The sequence below is a fragment of the Streptomyces sp. NPDC045967 genome (assembly GCF_056430495.1).
Genome location: NZ_JBWKLE010000001.1, coordinates 739,775 through 759,028 on the forward strand (window position 1 = coordinate 739,775; position 19,254 = coordinate 759,028).

19 protein-coding genes are annotated in these 19,254 nt (G+C 74.9%); 11 read left to right on the forward strand and 8 right to left on the reverse strand.

Annotated features, from left to right (window positions below; translation table 11 throughout):
- The first annotated feature begins 4 nt into the window (after positions 1–4).
- The 4 genes from rpsA to AC07FY_RS03555 all read left to right on the forward strand — a co-directional run bounded on the left by rpsA (position 5) and on the right by AC07FY_RS03555 (position 3,838).
- Positions 5–1,513 carry a 30S ribosomal protein S1 gene (rpsA, locus tag AC07FY_RS03540; protein ID WP_478999673.1) on the forward strand — a complete coding sequence of 503 codons (1,509 nt, stop codon included), beginning with the start codon at positions 5–7 and terminating at the stop codon, positions 1,511–1,513.
- A gap of 205 nt (positions 1,514–1,718) precedes the next feature.
- The gene (locus tag AC07FY_RS03545) at positions 1,719–2,657 is read left to right on the forward strand and encodes a PAC2 family protein (RefSeq protein WP_478999675.1); all 939 of its coding nucleotides are present in this window, start codon (positions 1,719–1,721) and stop codon (positions 2,655–2,657) included.
- A 48-nt stretch (positions 2,658–2,705) separates the two neighbouring features.
- A complete protein-coding gene (gene coaE / locus AC07FY_RS03550; protein ID WP_478999677.1) occupies positions 2,706–3,386 on the forward strand; it encodes a dephospho-CoA kinase in 681 nt (226 codons plus the stop codon).
- A 50-nt stretch (positions 3,387–3,436) separates the two neighbouring features.
- A complete protein-coding gene (locus AC07FY_RS03555) occupies positions 3,437–3,838 on the forward strand; it encodes a tetratricopeptide repeat protein (RefSeq protein ID WP_478999679.1) in 402 nt (133 codons plus the stop codon).
- A gap of 70 nt (positions 3,839–3,908) precedes the next feature.
- On the opposite strand, the gene AC07FY_RS03560 is transcribed toward AC07FY_RS03555, so the two are convergent.
- Both AC07FY_RS03560 and AC07FY_RS03565 read right to left on the reverse strand, forming a co-directional pair.
- Positions 3,909–4,172, reverse strand: a complete 264-nt coding sequence (locus AC07FY_RS03560) for a DUF6343 family protein (RefSeq protein WP_478999681.1) — start codon at positions 4,170–4,172, stop codon at positions 3,909–3,911.
- 75 nt (positions 4,173–4,247) lie between these two features.
- Positions 4,248–4,910 (reverse strand): hypothetical protein, encoded by a 663-nt coding sequence (locus AC07FY_RS03565; protein WP_478999683.1) that lies wholly within the window; start codon positions 4,908–4,910, stop codon positions 4,248–4,250.
- Between the two features lie 195 nt (positions 4,911–5,105).
- Between AC07FY_RS03565 and AC07FY_RS03570 the strand changes: the two genes are divergently transcribed.
- The 3 genes from AC07FY_RS03570 to AC07FY_RS03580 all read left to right on the forward strand — a co-directional run bounded on the left by AC07FY_RS03570 (position 5,106) and on the right by AC07FY_RS03580 (position 10,529).
- On the forward strand, positions 5,106–6,389 hold the full coding sequence (locus AC07FY_RS03570; protein ID WP_478999685.1) for a helix-turn-helix domain-containing protein: 1,284 nt from the start codon (positions 5,106–5,108) through the stop codon (positions 6,387–6,389).
- Between the two features lie 100 nt (positions 6,390–6,489).
- Complete coding sequence (locus AC07FY_RS03575; protein WP_478999687.1) at positions 6,490–9,327, forward strand: DEAD/DEAH box helicase; 2,838 nt, start codon at positions 6,490–6,492, stop codon at positions 9,325–9,327.
- A complete protein-coding gene (locus AC07FY_RS03580; RefSeq protein ID WP_478999689.1) occupies positions 9,324–10,529 on the forward strand; it encodes an SWIM zinc finger family protein in 1,206 nt (401 codons plus the stop codon). The genes AC07FY_RS03575 and AC07FY_RS03580 overlap by 4 nt, the downstream gene beginning before the upstream one ends.
- On the opposite strand, the gene AC07FY_RS03585 is transcribed toward AC07FY_RS03580, so the two are convergent.
- Entirely contained in the window at positions 10,510–11,058 is a 549-nt protein-coding gene (locus AC07FY_RS03585; RefSeq protein WP_478999691.1) for an HAD domain-containing protein, read from the reverse strand. The genes AC07FY_RS03580 and AC07FY_RS03585 overlap by 20 nt on opposite strands.
- A 150-nt stretch (positions 11,059–11,208) precedes the next feature.
- Between AC07FY_RS03585 and AC07FY_RS03590 the strand changes: the two genes are divergently transcribed.
- The gene (locus AC07FY_RS03590) at positions 11,209–11,880 is read left to right on the forward strand and encodes a chaplin (protein WP_478999693.1); all 672 of its coding nucleotides are present in this window, start codon (positions 11,209–11,211) and stop codon (positions 11,878–11,880) included.
- Here the strand turns inward: AC07FY_RS03590 and AC07FY_RS03595 are convergent.
- A complete protein-coding gene (locus tag AC07FY_RS03595; RefSeq protein WP_478999695.1) occupies positions 11,870–12,544 on the reverse strand; it encodes a DUF2293 domain-containing protein in 675 nt (224 codons plus the stop codon). The genes AC07FY_RS03590 and AC07FY_RS03595 overlap by 11 nt on opposite strands.
- Before the next feature lie 106 nt (positions 12,545–12,650).
- Here AC07FY_RS03595 and AC07FY_RS03600 point away from each other — a divergent pair, with 106 nt between their 5' ends.
- The gene (locus AC07FY_RS03600; RefSeq protein WP_478999697.1) at positions 12,651–13,106 is read left to right on the forward strand and encodes a cupin domain-containing protein; all 456 of its coding nucleotides are present in this window, start codon (positions 12,651–12,653) and stop codon (positions 13,104–13,106) included.
- 3 nt (positions 13,107–13,109) lie between these two features.
- Here the strand turns inward: AC07FY_RS03600 and AC07FY_RS03605 are convergent, their stop codons facing one another.
- Entirely contained in the window at positions 13,110–14,555 is a 1,446-nt protein-coding gene (locus AC07FY_RS03605; protein ID WP_478999699.1) for a WGR domain-containing protein, read from the reverse strand.
- 94 nt (positions 14,556–14,649) lie between these two features.
- Between AC07FY_RS03605 and AC07FY_RS03610 the strand changes: the two genes are divergently transcribed.
- A complete protein-coding gene (locus AC07FY_RS03610) occupies positions 14,650–15,333 on the forward strand; it encodes a nucleoside/nucleotide kinase family protein (RefSeq protein ID WP_478999701.1) in 684 nt (227 codons plus the stop codon).
- Positions 15,334–15,343: 10 nt separating this feature from the next.
- On the opposite strand, the gene AC07FY_RS03615 is transcribed toward AC07FY_RS03610, so the two are convergent.
- Complete coding sequence (locus AC07FY_RS03615) at positions 15,344–16,303, reverse strand: carbohydrate kinase family protein (protein ID WP_478999703.1); 960 nt, start codon at positions 16,301–16,303, stop codon at positions 15,344–15,346.
- A gap of 56 nt (positions 16,304–16,359) precedes the next feature.
- The gene (locus AC07FY_RS03620; protein ID WP_478999705.1) at positions 16,360–17,304 is read right to left on the reverse strand and encodes a pseudouridine-5'-phosphate glycosidase; all 945 of its coding nucleotides are present in this window, start codon (positions 17,302–17,304) and stop codon (positions 16,360–16,362) included.
- Positions 17,305–17,510: 206 nt separating this feature from the next.
- Here AC07FY_RS03620 and AC07FY_RS03625 point away from each other — a divergent pair, with 206 nt between their 5' ends.
- The gene (locus AC07FY_RS03625; RefSeq protein ID WP_478999707.1) at positions 17,511–17,885 is read left to right on the forward strand and encodes a cupin domain-containing protein; all 375 of its coding nucleotides are present in this window, start codon (positions 17,511–17,513) and stop codon (positions 17,883–17,885) included.
- On the opposite strand, the gene AC07FY_RS03630 is transcribed toward AC07FY_RS03625, so the two are convergent.
- Positions 17,875–19,173, reverse strand: coding sequence for an MFS transporter (locus AC07FY_RS03630; protein ID WP_478999709.1), 1,299 nt, complete (start codon positions 19,171–19,173; stop codon positions 17,875–17,877). The genes AC07FY_RS03625 and AC07FY_RS03630 overlap by 11 nt on opposite strands.
- Positions 19,174–19,254: the final 81 nt, after the last annotated feature.

Below are 19,254 nucleotides of genomic sequence, written 5' to 3' on the forward strand. Positions count from 1 at the left end.
CCACATGACGAGCAGCACCGAGACCACCGCCACCACTCCGCAGGTTGCGGTCAACGACATCGGCGACGCGGACGCGTTCCTCGCGGCGATCGACGAGACGATCAAGTACTTCAACGATGGTGACATCGTCGACGGCGTCATCGTCAAGGTTGACCGGGACGAGGTTCTCCTCGACATCGGTTACAAGACCGAAGGTGTCATCCCGAGCCGCGAGCTCTCGATCAAGCACGACGTCGACCCGAACGAGGTCGTCAAGGTCGGCGACGAGATCGAGGCCCTGGTTCTCCAGAAGGAGGACAAGGAAGGCCGCCTGATCCTCTCGAAGAAGCGCGCTCAGTACGAGCGTGCCTGGGGCACCATCGAGAAGATCAAGGAAGAGGACGGCATCGTCACCGGTACCGTCATCGAGGTCGTCAAGGGTGGTCTCATCCTCGACATCGGCCTCCGCGGCTTCCTGCCGGCCTCTCTCGTCGAGATGCGTCGCGTCCGCGACCTCCAGCCCTACGTGGGCAAGGAGCTCGAGGCCAAGATCATCGAGCTGGACAAGAACCGCAACAACGTGGTCCTGTCCCGCCGCGCCTGGCTCGAGCAGACCCAGTCCGAGGTTCGCCAGACGTTCCTCACCACCCTGCAGAAGGGTCAGGTCCGCTCCGGCGTCGTCTCCTCGATCGTCAACTTCGGTGCGTTCGTGGACCTGGGCGGCGTCGACGGTCTCGTCCACGTCTCCGAGCTGTCCTGGAAGCACATCGACCACCCGTCCGAGGTTGTCGAGGTCGGCCAGGAGGTCACCGTCGAGGTCCTCGACGTGGACATGGACCGCGAGCGTGTCTCCCTGTCGCTGAAGGCGACGCAGGAGGACCCGTGGCAGCAGTTCGCCCGGACCCACCAGATCGGCCAGGTCGTCCCGGGTAAGGTCACCAAGCTGGTTCCGTTCGGTGCGTTCGTCCGCGTGGACGAGGGCATCGAGGGTCTGGTCCACATCTCCGAGCTGGCCGAGCGCCACGTGGAGATCCCGGAGCAGGTCGTCCAGGTCAACGACGAGATCTTCGTCAAGGTCATCGACATCGACCTCGAGCGTCGCCGGATCTCGCTGTCCCTGAAGCAGGCCAACGAGTCCTTCGGCACCGACCCGGCGTCGGTCGAGTTCGACCCGACCCTGTACGGCATGGCCGCGTCGTACGACGACCAGGGCAACTACATCTACCCCGAGGGCTTCGACCCCGAGACCAACGACTGGCTCGAGGGCTTCGACAAGCAGCGCGAGGCCTGGGAGACCCAGTACGCCGAGGCGCAGCAGCGCTTCGAGCAGCACCAGGCCCAGGTCATCAAGAGCCGCGAGGCCGACGAGGCCGCCGCTGCCGAGGGTGCTGCCGCCCCGGCCGCCGGTGGCAACGCCGGTGCGGGCATCTCGGGCGGTTCGTACTCCTCGGAGTCGGACGAGACCTCCGGCGCCCTGGCCTCGGACGAGGCCCTGGCCGCGCTCCGCGAGAAGCTGGCCGGCGGCCAGAGCTGATCGCAGCGCGCACCACGCCTCCGGGCGTGAGCCGAGCTGGTTGAACTGAACGACGAGGCCCGTCCCCTCCGGGGGGCGGGCCTCTTCGCGTCGGTCGGCCATCGCCTTCGGAAACGTTGCGTTCCCGTGAAAGCCGTCAACTGGGGAATGACGCAGCCCCCTTGGACGTTCTTGCAGAGAACGCGACGAGGGAGGAGTGGTGACGGTGCTCGATCCACAGGGCCTGTACGAGTGGGACGCCAAGGGCCTGGCGGTGGCCGACCTGGCGCTCGCCCAGGACTCGGCCGGACTGGTGATGCTGTACCACTTCGAGGGGTACATCGACGCGGGCGAGGCCGGCGAGCAGATCGTCGAGCGCCTCCTGGAGACCCTGCCCCACCAGGTGGTGGCCCGCTTCGACACCGACCGGCTGGTGGACTACCGGGCCCGGCGCCCGCTGCTGACCTTCCAGCGCGACCACTGGACGGAGTTCGAGGAGCCCCGCCTGGAGGTCCGGTTGGTCCAGGACGCCACCGGCGCCCCCTTCCTGCTGCTGTCCGGCCCCGAGCCGGACGTCGAGTGGGAGCGCTTCACCGTGGCCGTCCGGCAGATCGTCGAACGCCTCGGCGTGCGGCTCTCGGTCAACTTCCACGGCATTCCCATGGGCGTCCCCCACACCCGGCCCGTCGGCATCACCCCGCACGGCAACCGCACCGACCTCATGCCGGGCCACCGCAGCCCCTTCGACGAGGCGCAGGTGCCGGGCAGCGCGGAGTCGCTGGTGGAGTTCCGCCTGGCCCAGGCCGGGCACGACGTGCTGGGTGTCGCCGCGCACGTACCGCACTACATCGCCCGCTCCCCCTACCCGGACGCCGCGCTGACGGTGCTCGAGGCGATCACGGCGGCCACCGGGCTGGTCCTGCCCGCGGTGGCGCACGCCCTGCGGACCGAGGCGCACCGCACCCAGACGGAGATCGACCGGCAGATCCGCGAGGGCGACGAGGAGCTGGTGAGCCTCATCCAGGGGCTGGAGCACCAGTACGACGCGGCCGCGGGCGCGGAGACCCGGGGAAACATGATCGCCGAACCGGCCGAGATCCCCTCGGCGGACGAGATCGGGCGCGAGTTCGAGCGGTTCCTCGCGGAACGCGAGGGAGAGAACTGACCCCCCGGGGCTGTGGGGACGCCGGGGCGGGCGTCTAGGCTGAGGCACATGCTGAAGGTCGGATTGACGGGCGGGATCGGTGCCGGCAAGAGCGAGGTGTCACGGCTCCTGGCGGGGTACGGGGCGGTCGTGGTGGATGCCGACCGGATCGCCCGGGAGGTCGTCGAACCCGGCACCCCGGGGCTCGCGGCCGTCGTGGCCGCCTTCGGGGCGGCGGTGCTGACCCCGGAGGGAACGCTCGACCGGCCGAAGCTGGGCTCCGTGGTGTTCGCCGACCCGGCGAAGCTCCAGACCCTGAACGCGATCGTGCACCCTCTGGTCGGGGCCCGGTCGGCGGAGCTGGAGGCCGCCGCGGGGGCCGACGCGATCGTGGTGCACGACGTACCGCTGCTCGCGGAGAACGGCCTCGCACCGCTGTACGACCTGGTGGTCGTGGTGGACGCGGCGCCGCGGACGCAGCTGGCCCGGCTGACCGCACTGCGCGGGATGAGCGAGGAAGAGGCGCGGGCCAGGATGGCCGCGCAGGCCACCCGTGAGCAGCGGCTCGCGGTGGCGAACCTGGTGATCGACAACGACGGGCCGCTGGAGGCGCTGGAACCGCAGGTGCGCAAGGTGTGGGCGGAGCTCACGGCGCGTGCGCAGCGGCCGGAGGTGCCTTCGGGGCCTAGGGAGCCTGCGGGGCCGGAGGTGTCCGCAGGGCTGGAGGTGCCTGCGCGGCCGACGGAATAGCGGGTCCGGGGCGGGGCGTTGAACGCGCCCGTAGAGGGAAGGAACCGATCGTGTCCGACACCACGCCGCAGTCCTCGTCTTCGTCGTCACCCCCGCCGGCGAGCCCGGAGACGCACGTCATCGACTACCGGGCCGCCGAGCAGCTGCTCGCCGCCCGCGACCCGCGGGGCGCGGTGAAGCTGCTCGACTCGGTCATAGCCGCCCACCCCGAGAACACGGCGGCCCGGCTGCTGCGCGCTCGGGCGTTCTTCGCGGCGGCGCAACTGCGTCCCGCGCAGCTCGAGTTCGAGCTGGTGCTGGAGCGGGAGCCGGACAACGCCTTCGCCCACTTCGCGCTGGCCCGCACCCATCAGCGCGCGGGGCGGCCCGAGCAGGCGCGCAAGCACTTCCGGCTGGCCGCGGCCCTGGACCCGCAGCCGGAGTACCTGGAAGCCGCCCGCTTCGACCGGTAGCGGAGCCGCCCGCTTCGACCGGTGGCGGCAGCCCGTTCCCGCCCGTGCCGTGGGCACCCGCCCGTGCCCGTCACCGCCCGTGCCGCGGGGGCTCGTACGGCGGGATGTCGGGGCCCGGCTGGTAGTGCGGTCCCTGGTGGACGTGGTGGACGACCACGGCAAGGTCCACGGCCGCGAGCAGCGCCACCGCACCGCAGGCCGCCGCCCATCCCGCACGGCCCGCCAGCGAGAAGGCGGCCGTCCCGGCGGCGGCCCAGACCAGCCCCCACAGACTCAGCCAGAACCGCAGCCGCAGCGCACTACGGGCGGTCGCCGGCTCATTCCCGGAACGCATGGACATCGCCTCCCGTCCATGGTGCCACTCAGGCGGGCGGTGCGAAGGCGGGCGGGCGGGTCGGCAGGCCGGCGGCTACGGGACCAGCCGGTGTACCGCTCGGGTGGTCGTCTTCTTGAAGTCGGCGACGGGGGCCTGGGATAGGTCGCCCATCCGGCCCCACTGCACGACGGTCACCGTCGCGCCGTCCCGTCCGATGCCGTACAGGTGCACCCCCGGCTCGGAATCGGGGACCGAGGTGTGCACCCCGTACACATGTGCCCCCTCCTCGACGGGGAGCCTGCCGTGGTCCTGCCAGGAGGCGGTGCCGCCCGGGGTGGCCCGGAGCCAGTCGGCGGCGCAGGCCGCGACCTGCCGTTCCAGGGCGGTGGCCAGCTGCGCGGCAGCCGTGGCGGAGGAAGCCCGTACGGAGACCTGCACGGCGCCGGTGTCGTACTCGGTGCCGAAGGCGCGGTGCCAGCTGCCCCGCGCCGGAAGCACACCCTCCAGGCAGAACGGGGCGGATTCGGGAAGCCCCGGGGTGATCTGGCCGGCGTACCAGGGCGAGGTGGGGTGCGGCGGCAGGTCGGCGCCGCTGAGGAAGCCCGGCGCGGCGGCGCCCGCGGTGGTGGCGCTGCTCGTGGTGGCGGTGGCGGCGGTCGTGGTGGCCAGGGCCAGCGCGGCGGCCGCGGCGAGGGCCGCGAACGCGGTACGGGTGGCCGTTCGGGTGATCGTGCGGCTGGTGGCGCGTCGGGACATGGGCGGTTCTCCCCGTTTCCTCTGGAGGTGCGGCGCGGTACGTGGTCGGTCCGCGCCGTGTGTCACCAGCCTTGCCCGGTCGCGGGGTGTCGGGCGACGGATTGCGGCAGGTTCGGGACACTGGAACGGCCGTACGTGATGTCACCTGGGGGAGCATCCCCGGCATGGAACGCGGACGCGGGACGGGGGAACGCCGTGGGCGAGGGGGAACGGTCGGGCGAGGCGGAGACCTTCGCGCGGCTGATGCGGGAACTGAAGGAACGCGCGGGGCTCAGTTACGGGGCGCTGGCGCGCGGGCTGCACACGAGTACGTCGACCCTGCACCGCTACTGCCACGGGGACGCCGTACCGGCGGAGTTCGCGGCGGTGGACCGCTTCGCACGGGCCTGCGGGGCCACGCGGGCGGAAGCGGTGGACCTGCACCGCGCCTGGCTCCTCGCGGACGCCCGCAGGCGCGAGCCGGCCGGGGCGGCGGGGCCCGAGCCGGAGTCGGGGCCGCCGGCGGAACCGGGGGCAGGGACGGGGGAGGTGCCGGAGCCCGAGCCGGGTGCCGGGCGGGCTCCCCGGTACCGGCGGCGGGCGGCGGCCGTGGTCGCCGCCGGGCTGACGGCGGGGGCGGTGGCCGCGGCGGTGCTCGCGGCCTCGCTGCCGGACCGCGGGGCGGCGCCGGGCACCGGACAGGGGCCGGTGGGTGCGGGGTCGGGGACTGCGGGGCCCGGGAGCGGGGGGAGCGGTGCCCCGGGATGGTCCGACGGTCCGTCGTCAACGCCGCCGACGCCCTTGCCCACCGCGACCTCGGCGCCGGCGTCCGTCCCCGCCCCCGAGCCCCCGCGCACCCGGGCGCCGGCGCCGGCGGTGCTTCCGCTCCGGGCGGCGGTGCGGTCGCACGTGTGGGCCTTCCGCTGCGATCACGCCTACCTGGCCGAGGCCGGCCCCGGGAGCGTGCCCCCGCCGCCCGTGGAGGCCGACGCGCCCGCCTGGGCCGCGGCGCAGCGTGCGGTGCACGCCGGAACGCAGATCGTGGAGATCACCCTGCACGGCACCGGGCCCGGCAGCGTGGTCCTGGAGGACCTTCAGGTGCGGGTGGCCGCCCGGCGCACTCCGCCGGCCTGGAACGTCTACCAGATGTCCCAGGGCTGCGGCGGTGCGCTCACCCCGGCCGCCTTCGCGGTGAACCTGGACGCGCCGCGCCCGGTCCTCCGTCCCGTGGCCGGCAACGACAGCGGGGGCGAAGCCGTGCGGGTCGTCCCGGCCCCCGCCTTCCCGATGCGGGTGTCGGCGTCGGAGCCGGTCGTCCTGCGGGTGGAGGCGGCCACCACCGGGTGCGACTGCGACTGGTCGCTGGACCTGCGCTGGGCCGCCCCGTCCGGTTCCGGCACGCTGCGCATCGACGACGACGGCCGACCGTTGCGCACCAGCGCGGCGACGGGCCGTCCGGTGTACGGGTACGCGGCGGAGCAGGGCCGCTGGGCACGCTGAGCCCGTACGCCCTGGTCAGAGCCGTTGTCAGTGGCCGCGCCTAGACTCGGTGGGCAGGACATCCGCAGCGAGCGGACCGAGCGGGGGAGGGGGCCAGGCCATGACACACGCACCACACGCACCGCACCCGTCACACGCCCTGCTGCGCCACGCGGCCGTGTTCGTGCCCGCGGCGGTTCCCCGCGAGGGCCGCGTCGTGTTCTGGGCGCCCGAGGGGGAGCCGCTGCCCGAGGCGGGTGCGGGGACGACGCTCACCGTGGTCCGTCCGCACGGGGACGCGCTCCGCAGCCGGAGCGTGCCCGCCGTGGCCCTCCCCGTCGACGCCGCCCTGCCCCTGCTCGCCCAGGCGCCCCGCAGCCCCGCCGCCCACCCCGCCACCCGCGTCTGGGGCGCGGCCGCCACGCAGGCGCTCACCCTGGTCGCCCGCGGCCGGCTGCTGCCCGGGCTCACCCCCGAGGGCTTCGACGCCTGGCGGGCGGGACCGCTCGACGCCGATGACGTCGGCCACCTGCGCGCGATCGCGGCCGCCCTGCCGTACGAGGGGTACGCCACGCCCCTGGCCGGGCGGCGCCCGCTGTCCCTGCCCGAACCGGAAGCGCTGGTCCGTGCCTTCCTCGACGCGGTCGCCGACAGCCTGCCCCGTACCCCGGCCGCCGCCGTGGCCGGCGGCCGGCCGTTCGCCGCCCGGGAGCCGCAGCACGTGCCGCGGATGCGGGAGTGGGCCGCGCAGGTCGCCGCCGGAGCCGACGCCGGCGTCGGGATATCGCTGCGACTGGACCTGTCCTCCTTCCGCCTCTTCGACGAGGCCGAGGGCGAGGACGTGCGGCGCGCCGGGGCCGCCGTGGTGCAGGTGCACAGCCTCGCCGACCCGACCCTGGTCACCGACGCCACCGACCTGTGGGCGGGGACGGCCGCCGCCGGTTTCGGCCCGCGGGCCCGGATCGACGCGGTGCTGGCGTTGCGCCGGGCCGCCCGGGTGTGGCCGCCCCTGCTGCGCCTGCTCGACGAGCCGGTGCCCGACGCGCTGGCCCTGTCGGATCCGGAGCTCGAAGACCTGCTGGGCGTCGCCGCGAGCCGGCTGGCGGATGCCGGGGTCCTGGTCCACTGGCCGCGCGAGCTCGCCCGTTCGCTGTCCGCGACCGCCGTCGTGCGCTCCACCGCGCCCGGATCCGCCACCGACGGCACGGCCTTCTTCGACGCCGGGCACCTCTTCTCCTTCTCCTGGGAACTGGCGCTGGGCGGCGACCGCCTCACCCCGGGCGAGATGGACGCCCTCGCGCAGGCGCACCGCCCCGTGGTGCGGCTGCGCGACCAGTGGGTGCGGGTGGATCCCGAGCTGGTCCGCAAGGCGCGCAAGCGGGATCTCGGCCTGCTGGACCCGGTGGACGCGCTGGCGGCCGTCCTGTCCGGGACGGCCGAGGTCGAGGGGGAGGCCGAGCCGGTCGAGGCGGTGCCCGTGGGGGCGCTGGCCGCGCTGCGTGAGCGACTGACGGGGGAGCTGGCGCCGCTGCCGCAGCCGGCCGCGCTCAAGGCCACCCTGCGCGACTACCAGGCCCGCGGACTGGCCTGGCTGGACCTGATGACCTCCCTCGGCCTCGGCGGCTGCCTCGCCGACGACATGGGGCTGGGCAAGACCGTCACCCTCATCGCGCTGCACCTGCACCGCGACCGCCCCGAGCCGACGCTGGTCGTGTGCCCCGCGTCCCTGCTGGGCAACTGGCAGCGGGAGATCGAGAGGTTCGCCCCCGGCACGCCCGTGCGCCGCTTCCACGGCGGCAGCCGCAACCTCGCGGACCTCGGCGGCGGATTCGTCCTCACCACGTACGGCACGATGCGGGCCGCCGCCCCCCTGCTCGCCGAGCAGGGCTGGGGCATGGTCGTCGCCGATGAGGCCCAGCACGTCAAGAACCCGCGTTCGGCGACGGCCAGGGCACTGCGCACGATCCCGGCGCCGGCCCGCGTGGCGCTGACGGGCACCCCGGTGGAGAACAACCTCTCCGAGCTGTGGGCCCTGCTCGACTGGACCACGCCCGGTCTGCTGGGCCCGCTCACCGCCTTCCGGGCCCGCCACGCCCGACCGGTGGAGCACCAGCAGGAGGAGGACGGGGGCAACGAGGCCGCCGTGGCCCGGCTCGCGGCGCTCGTCCGCCCCTTCCTGCTGCGCCGCAAGAAGTCCGACCCCGGCATCGCCCCCGAACTGCCGCCGAAGACGGAGACCGACCATCCCGTCTCCCTGACCCGTGAGCAGGCCTCGCTGTACCAGGCGGCGGTGGAGGAGGCGATGGCCGTGATCGAGTCGAGCGAGGGCATGGAGCGGCGCGGCATGATCATGAAGCTGCTCGCCTCGCTCAAGCAGATCTGCAACCACCCCGCGCAGTACCTGCGGGAGGCGGAGCCCCGGATCCCGCACCGCTCGGGCAAACTGGCCCTGCTGGACGAGCTGTTGGACACGATCCTGGCCGAGGGCGGATCGGTGCTGGTCTTCACCCAGTACGTGACGATGGCCCGGATCATCGAGCGGCACCTCGAGGCCCGGGGGATCTCCCACCAACTGCTGCACGGCGGGACGCCGGTGCCGCGCCGCGAGGAACTCGTCGACCGGTTCCAGGCGGGCGAGGTCCCCGTGTTCCTGCTCTCCCTGAAGGCGGCGGGCACCGGGCTGAACCTCACCCGGGCCGGCCACGTCATCCACTTCGACCGCTGGTGGAACCCGGCCGTCGAGGAGCAGGCCACCGACCGCGCCTACCGGATCGGGCAGACCCAGCCCGTGCAGGTCCACCGGATCATCACCGAGGGCACCGTGGAGGACCGGATCGCCGAGATGCTGGAGGTCAAGCGGGCCCTGGCCGAGGCCGTCCTGGGCTCCGGCGAGGCGGCGCTGACCGAGCTGACCGACCGGGAACTGGCCGACCTCGTCTCCCTGCGGAGGCCCGCGTGATCACCGCGCGGGACGACCGCCGCCGCACCTTCGAGACCGTGCCCCCCGGGCTCGAGGCGGCCAGCTGGTGGGGGCGGGCCTGGGTGTCGGCGCTGGAGGAGGTCTCCCACGACCCGGCCCGGCTGGCGCGGGGCCGGGCGTACGCGGAGGAGGGCCACGTCGACGCGGTCACCGTCACCCCGGGCCGGATCGTGGCGTACGTCCGCGGGAGCCGGCCCCGCCCCTACCGCACCGAGCTGGCGCTGCCCGCCCTCTCCGACGAGGAGTGGGAGGCGTTGCTGGAGGCGGTGGCGGCCGATCCCGCGGCGCTCGCCGACCTGCTGGAGCAGGAGGTCCCGCAGTCCCTCGCGGGCGCGGTGCTGCCCGGCGCGGGAGAGCTGTTCCCCCGCTGCTCCTGCCCGGACGCCGGGCGTCCGCCCTGCAAGCACGCGGCGGCCCTCTGCTACCGGGCGGCCCGGCTGCTGGACGAGGACCCTTTCGTCCTGCTGCTCCTGCGCGGTCGGGGCGAGCGGGAACTCCTCGAGGAGCTGGGCCGGCGCAACGCCGCGCACGCCGCGCGGGAACAGCCCGACGCGGCCCCGGACTTCCCCGGTGTCCCGGCCGGGGCGGCGCTCGCCCGTACCGGCCTGCCGCCGCTGCCCGCCGCGCTCTCCGTCCCCGCCGTCGCGGGCCTGCCGCCCGCCTACCCGGCCGACCCGGCGGGCCCGGATCCGCTCGCGCTGGACCAGCTCGCCTCCGACGCCGCCGCCCGCGCCCTCGCCATCCTGGGCACCGGCGAGGATCCGATCGCCGGGCTGGGCCTGTGGCAGGACGCCGTGCGCCTGGCCTCGGCGCACCCCACGGCCGGGCTCACCGGGGCCGCCCGTGGCCTCTACCGCGACCTGGCCCGCGCGACCGGCCGCACCACCACCGACCTCGCCCGGGCCGCCGCGGCCTGGCGGCAGGGCGGCGGTGCGGCCCTCGCCGCCCTCGAGGAGCCCTGGGACCCGCCGGCCGGCCCCTTCGACCGGGCCCGTCCGGCGCTCCTCGCGGCGGGCCGGGGCTCCTTCCGCCCCGACCGCAACCGCCTCACCTCCGGCACCCGGCAGCTGCGGCTGGGCCGCGACGCCCTCTGGTACGCCTACGAGTCCCGCCCCGACGAGGCCGACTGGTGGCCCACCGGCCGCCCCTCGCCGGATCCGGTCACGGCCCTGCTGGGCTGAGCCCGGCCGCCCAGCGGGACAGGGTGGTGAAGTCGCGCTCCCGCAGGCCGCGGCGGGGGTGCACGTGCAGCAGCAGGGCCGGGGACGGGTGGTGGGCGGCGACCCATTCACGGTCCAGCGGGGTGATCATGTCGTCGATCCAGGCGAAGGGACGGCCCGCCGCCCACTCGACCAGGGGGCGGGTCTTCCAGGACAGGCCGTCCGGATCCCTGGCGAAGAGTTCCGGCCATTCGACGACGGGCAGGTCGCCGGGAAGCCCGATGTGCGGGGCGATCAGCGTGTTGGCCTGGTGCGTCCAGGCCGTGGCCCAGGTCAGTTCGAAGGGCAGGGCCAGCAGCCGGCCGCCGTGGGACGGGTGGAGGCGGACCCGTGCGCCGCGGCGGGCGCTGCGGGACTGCGGATCGCGGTAGGCGAGCCAGACGTCCGGTCGCATGCGGTGACTCCGGTAGCCGCGCAGGCCGGCGAAGGGGGACCGGAAGGGATTGAGCGGGCCGTCCACGTCGAGGAGGAGCAGCGGGCGAGCAGTCATGTCATAAGGGCTACCCGTACACGATGGAGTGAAATGCCTATCACCGCTATAACCCGAATGGGTTCAGAGCGTTGTTCCGGTGCGGGCCGAACACCCGCGGGACTCCTCCGGAAGGCAGGGAAACTGATGCGTCACAGTCGTCGGAATGGCTTGATCGCGGCGGTGGTTGCGGGCGGCGGGCTGGCGGTAGCGGGTGCGGGCGGGTTCGCCTACGCCGACGCGGACGCCGACGGACGCACCGAGCGCTCGCCGGGTGTCCTCGCCGGGAACCTGGTGCAGCTGCCGGTGGACGTCCCGGTGAACGCGTGCGGGAACACCGTGAGCGTGATCGGGTTGCTCAACCCGGCCGCCGGTAACCGCTGCGCCAACAAGAGCGATGCGGAGCCGGGAAACTCGAACCCGTCGAAGCACGGGGCGGGCACCACGGGCGGAGCAGCCGCCGGCGGGCACGCGCAGGGTTCGCCCGGGGTCCTGTCCGGCAACGGCCTCCAGCTCCCCGTCGACCTCCCGGTGAACGTCAGCGGCAACGCGGTGAACGTCGTCGGCATCGGCAACAGTTCCTCCGGCAACTCCTCGGTCAACGGCGAGGTGCCCCCCGCGGTCACCCCGCCGGTCACCCCGCCGGTCGCCCCGGTGGTCAAGCCGCCCGTGCAGCCGCCCGCGCCCGAGCAGGAGAGCCCGGTGACCCAGCCCGCGCCGCCGCGGCACACCGAGGCCCTGGCGCACACCGGTTCGGACGCCGTCGGCTACCTGCTGCCGGGCGGCGGCGCCCTCCTGCTCGGCGGGGTGCTCCTCTACCGCCGCTTCGGCCTCAGCCGCTAGGACTGCGGGCCGGCGGCAGGGGGCGCCAGCCGTCCAGTACGGCGTCGATCCGCGCCGCCAGCCGGGCCCGCGCCGCGAAGCGGGGTACGCCCGCCATCAGCAGGGCGTCGTACTCGGTGTCGGTGTGCCGCACGGCGGCGCGCACCGCGTAGGTGACGGCGCGTTCGTCCAGCGCCCGGCCGGCGGCGCTGCGCCCCACCCGGCCGCTGCCGCGCACCGAGGCGTGCGTGGCGATGGCGACCGCCCGCTCGGCCGGGCAGCGGGGGAACAGCCGGACGATCTCGGCGGCGAAGGCGGCCGTGAAGCGGGTGTCCTCAGCCGCGCGGCGCAGCCGGTCACGCTCCCGGCGCCTGGCCCGCGCCTCGGCGTCCGCCAGACACGCCCGCTCGGCACGGGCCAGAGCCGCTTCCTCGACGAGGATGCCCTGGCGCTCGTAGCGGTGGCGGCGCCGGTTGAGGCGGACCACGACGGCCGACAGTGAACTCCCCTCCCGCGAGCGGCGGGTGAGCGCCGCGTCGCCACGGGGGAGGTAGACCAGATGCCCGAGATCGGCGCAGTCCAGGCAGCGCGGCACCCCCGCCTCGCGCACGAGATGCCGCAGCGGCCCCTGCCGGCACTCGGCGCAGTGGATCTGCTTGCCGGACTCGAACACCACCAGGCTCATACAGGGGTGATACCGCCGCAGGCGGCTCATATCACCTGCTGACAAAGGGTTGTTGGTATTTCACCAACTCTTCCTCGATGCCGCGCCACCCTTCTACCGTGTGCCCGTGGACGGCAGGTCGTCCACCGAGGAGGGGCACATGCGCGGACAGCAGACGACGGCACGGAAGGCGACGGCACGCAAGGCCAGGGCACGCCGGGCGACGGCGGCGCGCGTACCCGCGGCGGACCCCGCCGCCCGGAAGATCGTCATACCGCCGGGCGGCTGCACCGGCTGGCACTACCACCGGGTCCGGCTGGACGCCGTCGTCCTCTCCGGGACCCTCACCCGCGTCCTGCACGACCGCACCGTCGTGGAGCACCGGGCCGGGACCGTTTTCGTGGAGCCCGCGGGCATCCACAACGTCCACCTGGGACACAACCTCGGCAGTGAACCGGTCGTGCTCCTCGTGACCCCCGCGCTGGCGCCGGGCACCCCCTTCTCGCTGCCCACCGCGCCCCCGCCCGGGGTCAGCCCGGCCGTCTGCCGCGAGCACGCCGCCACGTCCGTACTGCCCGGGTGAGCCTCACACCAGCCGGCGTATCTCCCCGCGCACCCGGTAGAAGCCGCCCGATGCCGCGTGCAGCCCGTCCACCACGTAGCGGGCGCCGGGCTCGCGTATCCCCCGGGGGAACTGCACGTTCCAGGAGGGCTCGAAGCCTCCCGAGACGACCTGCACCCGCACCCGGCCGCCCTGCTGGACGCACTCCACCACGACACCGCCGGCCGGAGCCGAGGTCACCGAGACCGTGGCGACCGCCGCCGGTGACGCGGCCGGGGTGAACACGGGCAGCGCGGCCGCCGACTTCACATCCACCGCCGCCGGAACCGAACCCTGCTGGGCCGCCGCTATCGCCTGCTCGCCGGCGTCCACACAGACCAGCGAACCGTCCGTGGTCACCAGGTACAGCCGCCCGTCGTGGTACTGCATCGACAGCGCCGACCCGCTGCCCGTGCCCAGCTTCCACAGCCGACGCCCGTCGGCGTCGAAGCAGTACACCGAGGAGGCGAGGTCGCCGGCGAAGACGTGCCGGCCGTCCGGGGAGGTCGCGCACGAGTACACCGCCGCGTCGCACCGGTAGGAGGCCTCCACCGCGCCCGTCGCCTTCGACAGCCGCTGCACCGTGTTGTGCCCGGTTCCCGCATACACCGCGTGGTCCTCCTGCCAGCCGAACAGCACCGAGCCGTTCGTGGCCGTGTGCCACAACTGCCGCCCCCCGTCCGGGGCGTAGGCGGTGACACCCCGGCTGTGCCCGTGGTAGACCGCGTCCGCGTCCGCCCGGACCATCCAGGCGTTCGAGCCGTCCGACCGCCGCGACCACTGGAACTCGTCCTCGTGGTCGATGACCGTCAGCCCGCCGTTCGCGTCGGACACGTTCAGCACGCCCTCCCGGATGTCGAGCCAGAAGATGTCGACGTCGGCCGCTATGTCGTAGGCGCCGAACGGCACCTTCGCCGACAGGTCGTACACCGTGCCGTCGTCACAGCCCGCGTATATCCAGAACTCGTCCGCCACCAGGCACTTCACCCCGTCCGGCAGGGAGTAGCGGGCGAGCACCTCACCGCCGTGGCTCAGCGTGTAGACGTCCCCCGCCTGGTTGCCGACCCAGCAGCGGTCCTCGTCCACGTGGATTCCGAACGCGGCGGATCCCGTGCGGAACCGCCACAGGACCGGAGCCACGGCCCGCGCCGTCGACGGCGCCGACGTGACCTGCCGGCGGGTCACCGACCGCGCGGCGCGCTGCCCGCGCACGGCCGGGGCGTACCCCTTGCGGATCTTCTCCCCGATCTTCTTCGCCGCTGCCGCCCGGGCCTTGTCCGCCGTGGCGAACGAGGAGCTCTGCACCTGGCCGTCCGCGCCGATGCGCCCGTACCGCACGGAGACGGCGGTGCCGTCCACCGTCACCTCGTAGAACTTGTGCGCAGCGCCGTCGTCCTGCGACAACTCCAGGTACGTCGTCTCCCGAGCCATGACAGACCCCTCCCCAAAGGCCGGGCCACCGGCTTCCGTTCCGCCGGCGATCCCTCGTCAGAAACGCTACGGCCGACCACTGACAATGGGGCTCGTGCAGCTGGAAGCGATCACATGGCAGCGGATGGCCGAGCGGCTCGCCGGCCACCTCGACGACCCCGGAAGCGCAGCCGGGCCCACCTCCGGCCCGGTCCCCGGCACGGCCCCTGATCAGGCCGTCCGGCAACGCGTCGGCATCGACGGAGCGCCGGCTGCCGGGACCGGCGTCCTCGCGGAGCGACTGGCCGAAGCACTGCGCCTGCGCGGCCGTCCGGTCCTGGTGGTGGCGGCCGAGGGCTTCCTGCGGCCGGCCTCCCTCCGCTTCGAGTTCGGCCGCGAGGACGTGGACTCCTACCTCGGCGGCTGGTACGACACGGCCGCGCTCTGGCGGGAGGTGTTCGGCCCCACCGACCCGGGCGGCACGGGGCGGGTGCTGCCCGACCTCTGGGACCCGGTGAGCGACCGGGCCACCCGCAGCCCGTACGTCGAACTCCCGGCCGGGGGCGTGCTGATCGTGCACGGGCCGCTGCTGCTCGGCCAGTGGTTCCCCTTCGACCTGAGCGTCCACATCCGCCTCTCCCCGGGCGCGCTCGCCCGCCGCACCGAGGAGTCGGCGCGCTGGACGCTGCCGGCCTTCGCACGCTACGAGGCCGACACCGACCCCGCCTCGGCCGCCGACGCGGTGGTCCGGGCCGACGACCCCCGCCATCCCGCCTGGACGGGCGTCCGCGCGCGGTAGGGCCGGTCCCTCACGGCCGTCCGCCCAGCCGGGCCACCGCCAGGGCCGCCGTCCGGCAGCCCGCCCGGGCGGCCTCCGCGGGATCCGCGCCCGCCAGCCGGGCGGCCAGGAAACCGCCGGTGAAGGCGTCCCCCGCCCCCGTCGAGTCCACTGCCTCAGCCGGCTCCGCCGTGACCTCGGCGGTGATCCGGCCCCGCTCGGCCACCAGCGCCCCCGCCGCGCCCCGGGTCACCACCACCAGCGGTACCAGCCGGCTCAGCCACGCCGCCGCGTCGGCCACCCCGGCGGGCTCCGGCAGGCCGGCCAGCAGACGGGCCTCGTCCTCGTTGGGCAGCAGCACGCACACCCCCGCGACCGCTTCCAGGAACCGCCGCGGGCCCAGGCCGGCCAGGAACCCGGCCGAGGCGGGGTCCACGCTCACCGGCACGCCCCGGGCCCGGGCCGCCCGCAGCGCGACCAGGGCCAGCTCGCGGCTGCTGTCGGCGAAGAAGAGGTACCCGGACAGGTGCAGATGGGCGACCCCGTCCAGCAGCGCGGGGGTCCAGTCGGCGGGGCACAGCCGCAGCGCCGCCCCGCTGTCGGTCAGGAAGGTCCGCTCCGCGTCCTTGCCGACCAGCGCGACCACCGTCCCCGTCGGCTCCTCCCGGTCGACCACCAGCCGGGGCAGCACCCCCGCCTCGAGCAGCGCCTGCTCGTGCCACGCCGCGGACTCGGTGCCCACCCGCGCGAGGAGCCGTACCTCCGCGGTTCCCGTACGGGCCGCCCAGCAGGCGGCATTGGCCCCGGCGCCGCCGGGCAGGGTCCGGATCCGGGCGGCGGTGTCGGTGGCCGGGGCGAGCGGTTCCGGATGGAGGGCCACCACGTCGGTGACCACGTCCCCGATGACCAGCAGCGCCCCCGGTCCGCCCGCTGCCGCCCCGCTCCCAGGCGCCCCGCGGATCAACGCCCCGCTCCCAGGCGCCCCGCGCATCCGCGCCCCGCTTCCACGCGCCTCGCGCCCGTCTTCCCCGGCCGCTGCCGCCCCGCTCACACCCGCCCCGCCCAGGCCCCCGCGATCCGGGCCCCGAGCCGGACGTTGCCCCGTACCGCCGCCAGGTTCGCCTCCAGCGAGGCACCGCCCGTCGCCCGTACCAGGTACTCCAGCAGGAACGGCGTCACCGCCTGCCCGGTGATGTCCCGCTCACGGCACTCGGCGAGGGCCTCGGCCAGCACCCGGTCGTGCAGCACCGGATCCAGCTGCTCCGCCTCCGCCACCGGGTTGGCCACCAGCAGGGCCGCCGCCGGGCCGCCCAGGGCGTCCTGCGCGGCCATCACCGCGGCGACCTCCTGCGGCCCCTCCACCGTCCAGTCCACCGGCTCCCCGGAGTCGGCCAGGTAGAAGCCGGGGAACCGCTTGGTCCGGTAGCCGAGCACGCCGACGCCCAGCGTCTCCAGCCGCTGCAAGGTGGCCGGCACGTCCAGGATGGACTTCACCCCCGCGCACACCACCGTGATCCGGGTCCGCGCCAGCAGCGCCAGGTCGGCGGACTCGTCCTGCGTCTGCGCCCATGCGCGGTGTACGCCGCCCAGCCCGCCGGTGGCGAAGACCCGCAGGCCGGCCCGGGCGGCCAGGAAGGCGGTGGCGGACACCGTCGTCGCGCCCGTGGCCCCCGCCGCCAGGGCGGGCGCCAGATCCCGGTGGCCGAGCTTGCGGACGCCGTCGCCGCCCGCGACCCGCTCCAGCTGGGCCTTGTCCAGGCCCGCGTACGGCACGCCGTCGAGGACGGCGACCGTCGCCGGAACCGCTCCCTCCGAGCGGACCAGCTCCTCCAGCTCGAGCCCCACCGCCAGATTCCGGGGCCGCGGCAGCCCGTGGGCGATGATCGTCGACTCCAGTGCGACCACGGGCCGGCCCCGGGCGAGCGCTTCGCGGACCTCTTCGGACAGGACGGGCCCGCCGGACGGGGGTGCACCTGCTGTGTGCTGTGACATGTCCCCATCCATGGCACGGGACGCACGCCCCCAAACGCGCCCCCGTCCTCCCGTCACAACCTGTCCGAGTCACGCTCCCGCGCCCAACTGGGCGAACCACAGGGACGGCGCCGCGCACCGCTGGACAGAGTGACGCGTCCGCCCCGCCCCCGCTGGACGGTCTGGTCGCGTCGCGAGGCCGCCGCGCCGGATTAGGCTCGCCGCTCATGAGCCCCCGTGACCACGCCGCCCCCGCCTCCTTCGCCGTCTGCGTCCCCGACGTCCCGGACGCCGCCCTCGAGCCCGAGGAGCTCGACCCCGCCCAGATCGTCTCCGGCGAGCCGGTGGTGACCGGCAAGGTGCTCTGGGAGTCGCCCGACGGCAGGCAGGTGCGCGGGATCTGGCAGATCACGCCGGGCGTGGTCACCGACACCGAGGCCGACGAGCTGTTCGTCGTGGTCAGCGGCCGGGCCACCATCGAGGTGGAGGGCGGCGGGACCCTGGAGGTCGGCCCCGGCTCCGCCTGCGTGCTCCGGGAGGGCGACCGGACGACCTGGACCGTGCACGAGACGCTTCGCAAGGCCTACCACATCACCCTGTGACCCGGCCCTTCGCCGGGGCGGGGTGGCGGCGCGCGGTGAACAGCGCGAGCGCGGCCAGCGGCAGCAGCAGCCCGGCGCCGAGGGCGTTCAGCCAGCCGTAGCCCGCGTGCGCCATGACGAGGCCGGCGGCCGCTCCGCCCGCGCCCGCGGCCGTGTTCATCGTCAGGTCGCTCAGCCCCTGTACGGCGGCCCGCGCGGGCTGCGGCACCGAGTCGGTCAGCAGCGCCGAGCCGGACACCATGCCGGCCGACCAGCCGAGGCCGAGCAGGAAGAGCCCCGCCGCGCTCTGGCCGTGGTGCGGTCCGGCCGTGCCGGCGAGCAGGGCGGCGAGCGACAGCAGCCCGGCCGCCAGGCCGATCACGGACAGCCGGCCGAGTCGGTCGGCGAGCCAGCCCATGACGGGCGAGAAGGCGAACATCCCGGCGATGTGCCCGCTGATCACCAGCCCGATCAGCTCCAGGCCCGCGCCGTGGTGCCCCAGGTCCACGGGGGTCATCACCATGATCGAGACCATGGTGGTGTGCGACACGGCCACGGTGACCAGCGCGAGCCGGGCCCGCGGGGAGGCCCTGACGGCGGCGAACCCGGCGCGCAGCGAGCGCCCCTCGCGGGTCTGCTCCTCGGGCGGGGCCAGCGCACGGGCCGTCAGCAGCGGGTCCGGGCGCAGCAGTACGGCGATCAGCGCGCCGGTGAGGAGGAAGACGGCGGCGGCCCATACGAACGGCCCCGCCGTCTCGGGTATGGAGGTCCCGGCGAAGCTGCGGCTGGCGGGGGCGGACAGATTGGGGCCGAGCACCGCGCCGATCGTGGAGGCCCAGACGACGACGGAGATCGAGCGGGCCCGGCGGTCCGGGGTCGCGAGGTCGGCGGCGGCGAACCTGGACTGGAGGTTCGCCGAGGAGGCGGCGCCGAAGGCCGCCATGCCGAGCATCAGCAGCGGGAAGTTCCCGACGGCCGCGGCGAGGACGACGAGGCCCGCGCCGGCGGCGCCGATCAGGTAGGCGAGGACCAGCCCCGGGCGGCGGCCGCGCGCGGTCATCAGCGCGGCGAGCGGCAGGGACACCAGGGCGGTGCCGATCACGGCGGCGGTGGAGGCCAGTCCGGACATGGCCTCGGTGCCGCTGACCTCGGCGGCGAGCACGGGGGCCAGGGCGATGCTGATGGGCACGCCGAGCCCGCCGAGCATCTGGCCCGCGATGAGCACCCCGGTGGTGCGCCGCCGCAGTCCGTCCACGTCCGGCAGGCCCGCCGGGGCGGCGGGCCGGACGGTGCCGGGGGTGGCGGTCATGCCGGGCACCCCCGGCCGTGCGCCCCGCGGCGGGGACGAGGGGCACGGCAGGGTGCGCTGCGGCCGGGTGCGGCGGCTGGA

Coding starts and splice junctions, on each gene's coding strand:
- rpsA (WP_478999673.1), top strand. CDS start 5: ATGACGAGCAGCACCGAGACCACCGCCACCACTCCGCAGGTTGCGGTC.
- coaE (WP_478999677.1), top strand. CDS start 2,706: ATGCTGAAGGTCGGATTGACGGGCGGGATCGGTGCCGGCAAGAGCGAG.
- AC07FY_RS03560 (WP_478999681.1), bottom strand. CDS start 4,172: ATGCGTTCCGGGAATGAGCCGGCGACCGCCCGTAGTGCGCTGCGGCTG.
- AC07FY_RS03565 (WP_478999683.1), bottom strand. CDS start 4,910: ATGTCCCGACGCGCCACCAGCCGCACGATCACCCGAACGGCCACCCGT.
- AC07FY_RS03575 (WP_478999687.1), top strand. CDS start 6,490: ATGACACACGCACCACACGCACCGCACCCGTCACACGCCCTGCTGCGC.
- AC07FY_RS03585 (WP_478999691.1), bottom strand. CDS start 11,058: ATGACTGCTCGCCCGCTGCTCCTCCTCGACGTGGACGGCCCGCTCAAT.
- AC07FY_RS03595 (WP_478999695.1), bottom strand. CDS start 12,544: ATGAGCCTGGTGGTGTTCGAGTCCGGCAAGCAGATCCACTGCGCCGAG.
- AC07FY_RS03605 (WP_478999699.1), bottom strand. CDS start 14,555: ATGGCTCGGGAGACGACGTACCTGGAGTTGTCGCAGGACGACGGCGCT.
- AC07FY_RS03615 (WP_478999703.1), bottom strand. CDS start 16,303: ATGCGCGGGGCGCCTGGGAGCGGGGCGTTGATCCGCGGGGCGCCTGGG.
- AC07FY_RS03620 (WP_478999705.1), bottom strand. CDS start 17,304: ATGTCACAGCACACAGCAGGTGCACCCCCGTCCGGCGGGCCCGTCCTG.
- AC07FY_RS03625 (WP_478999707.1), top strand. CDS start 17,511: ATGAGCCCCCGTGACCACGCCGCCCCCGCCTCCTTCGCCGTCTGCGTC.
- AC07FY_RS03630 (WP_478999709.1), bottom strand. CDS start 19,173: ATGACCGCCACCCCCGGCACCGTCCGGCCCGCCGCCCCGGCGGGCCTG.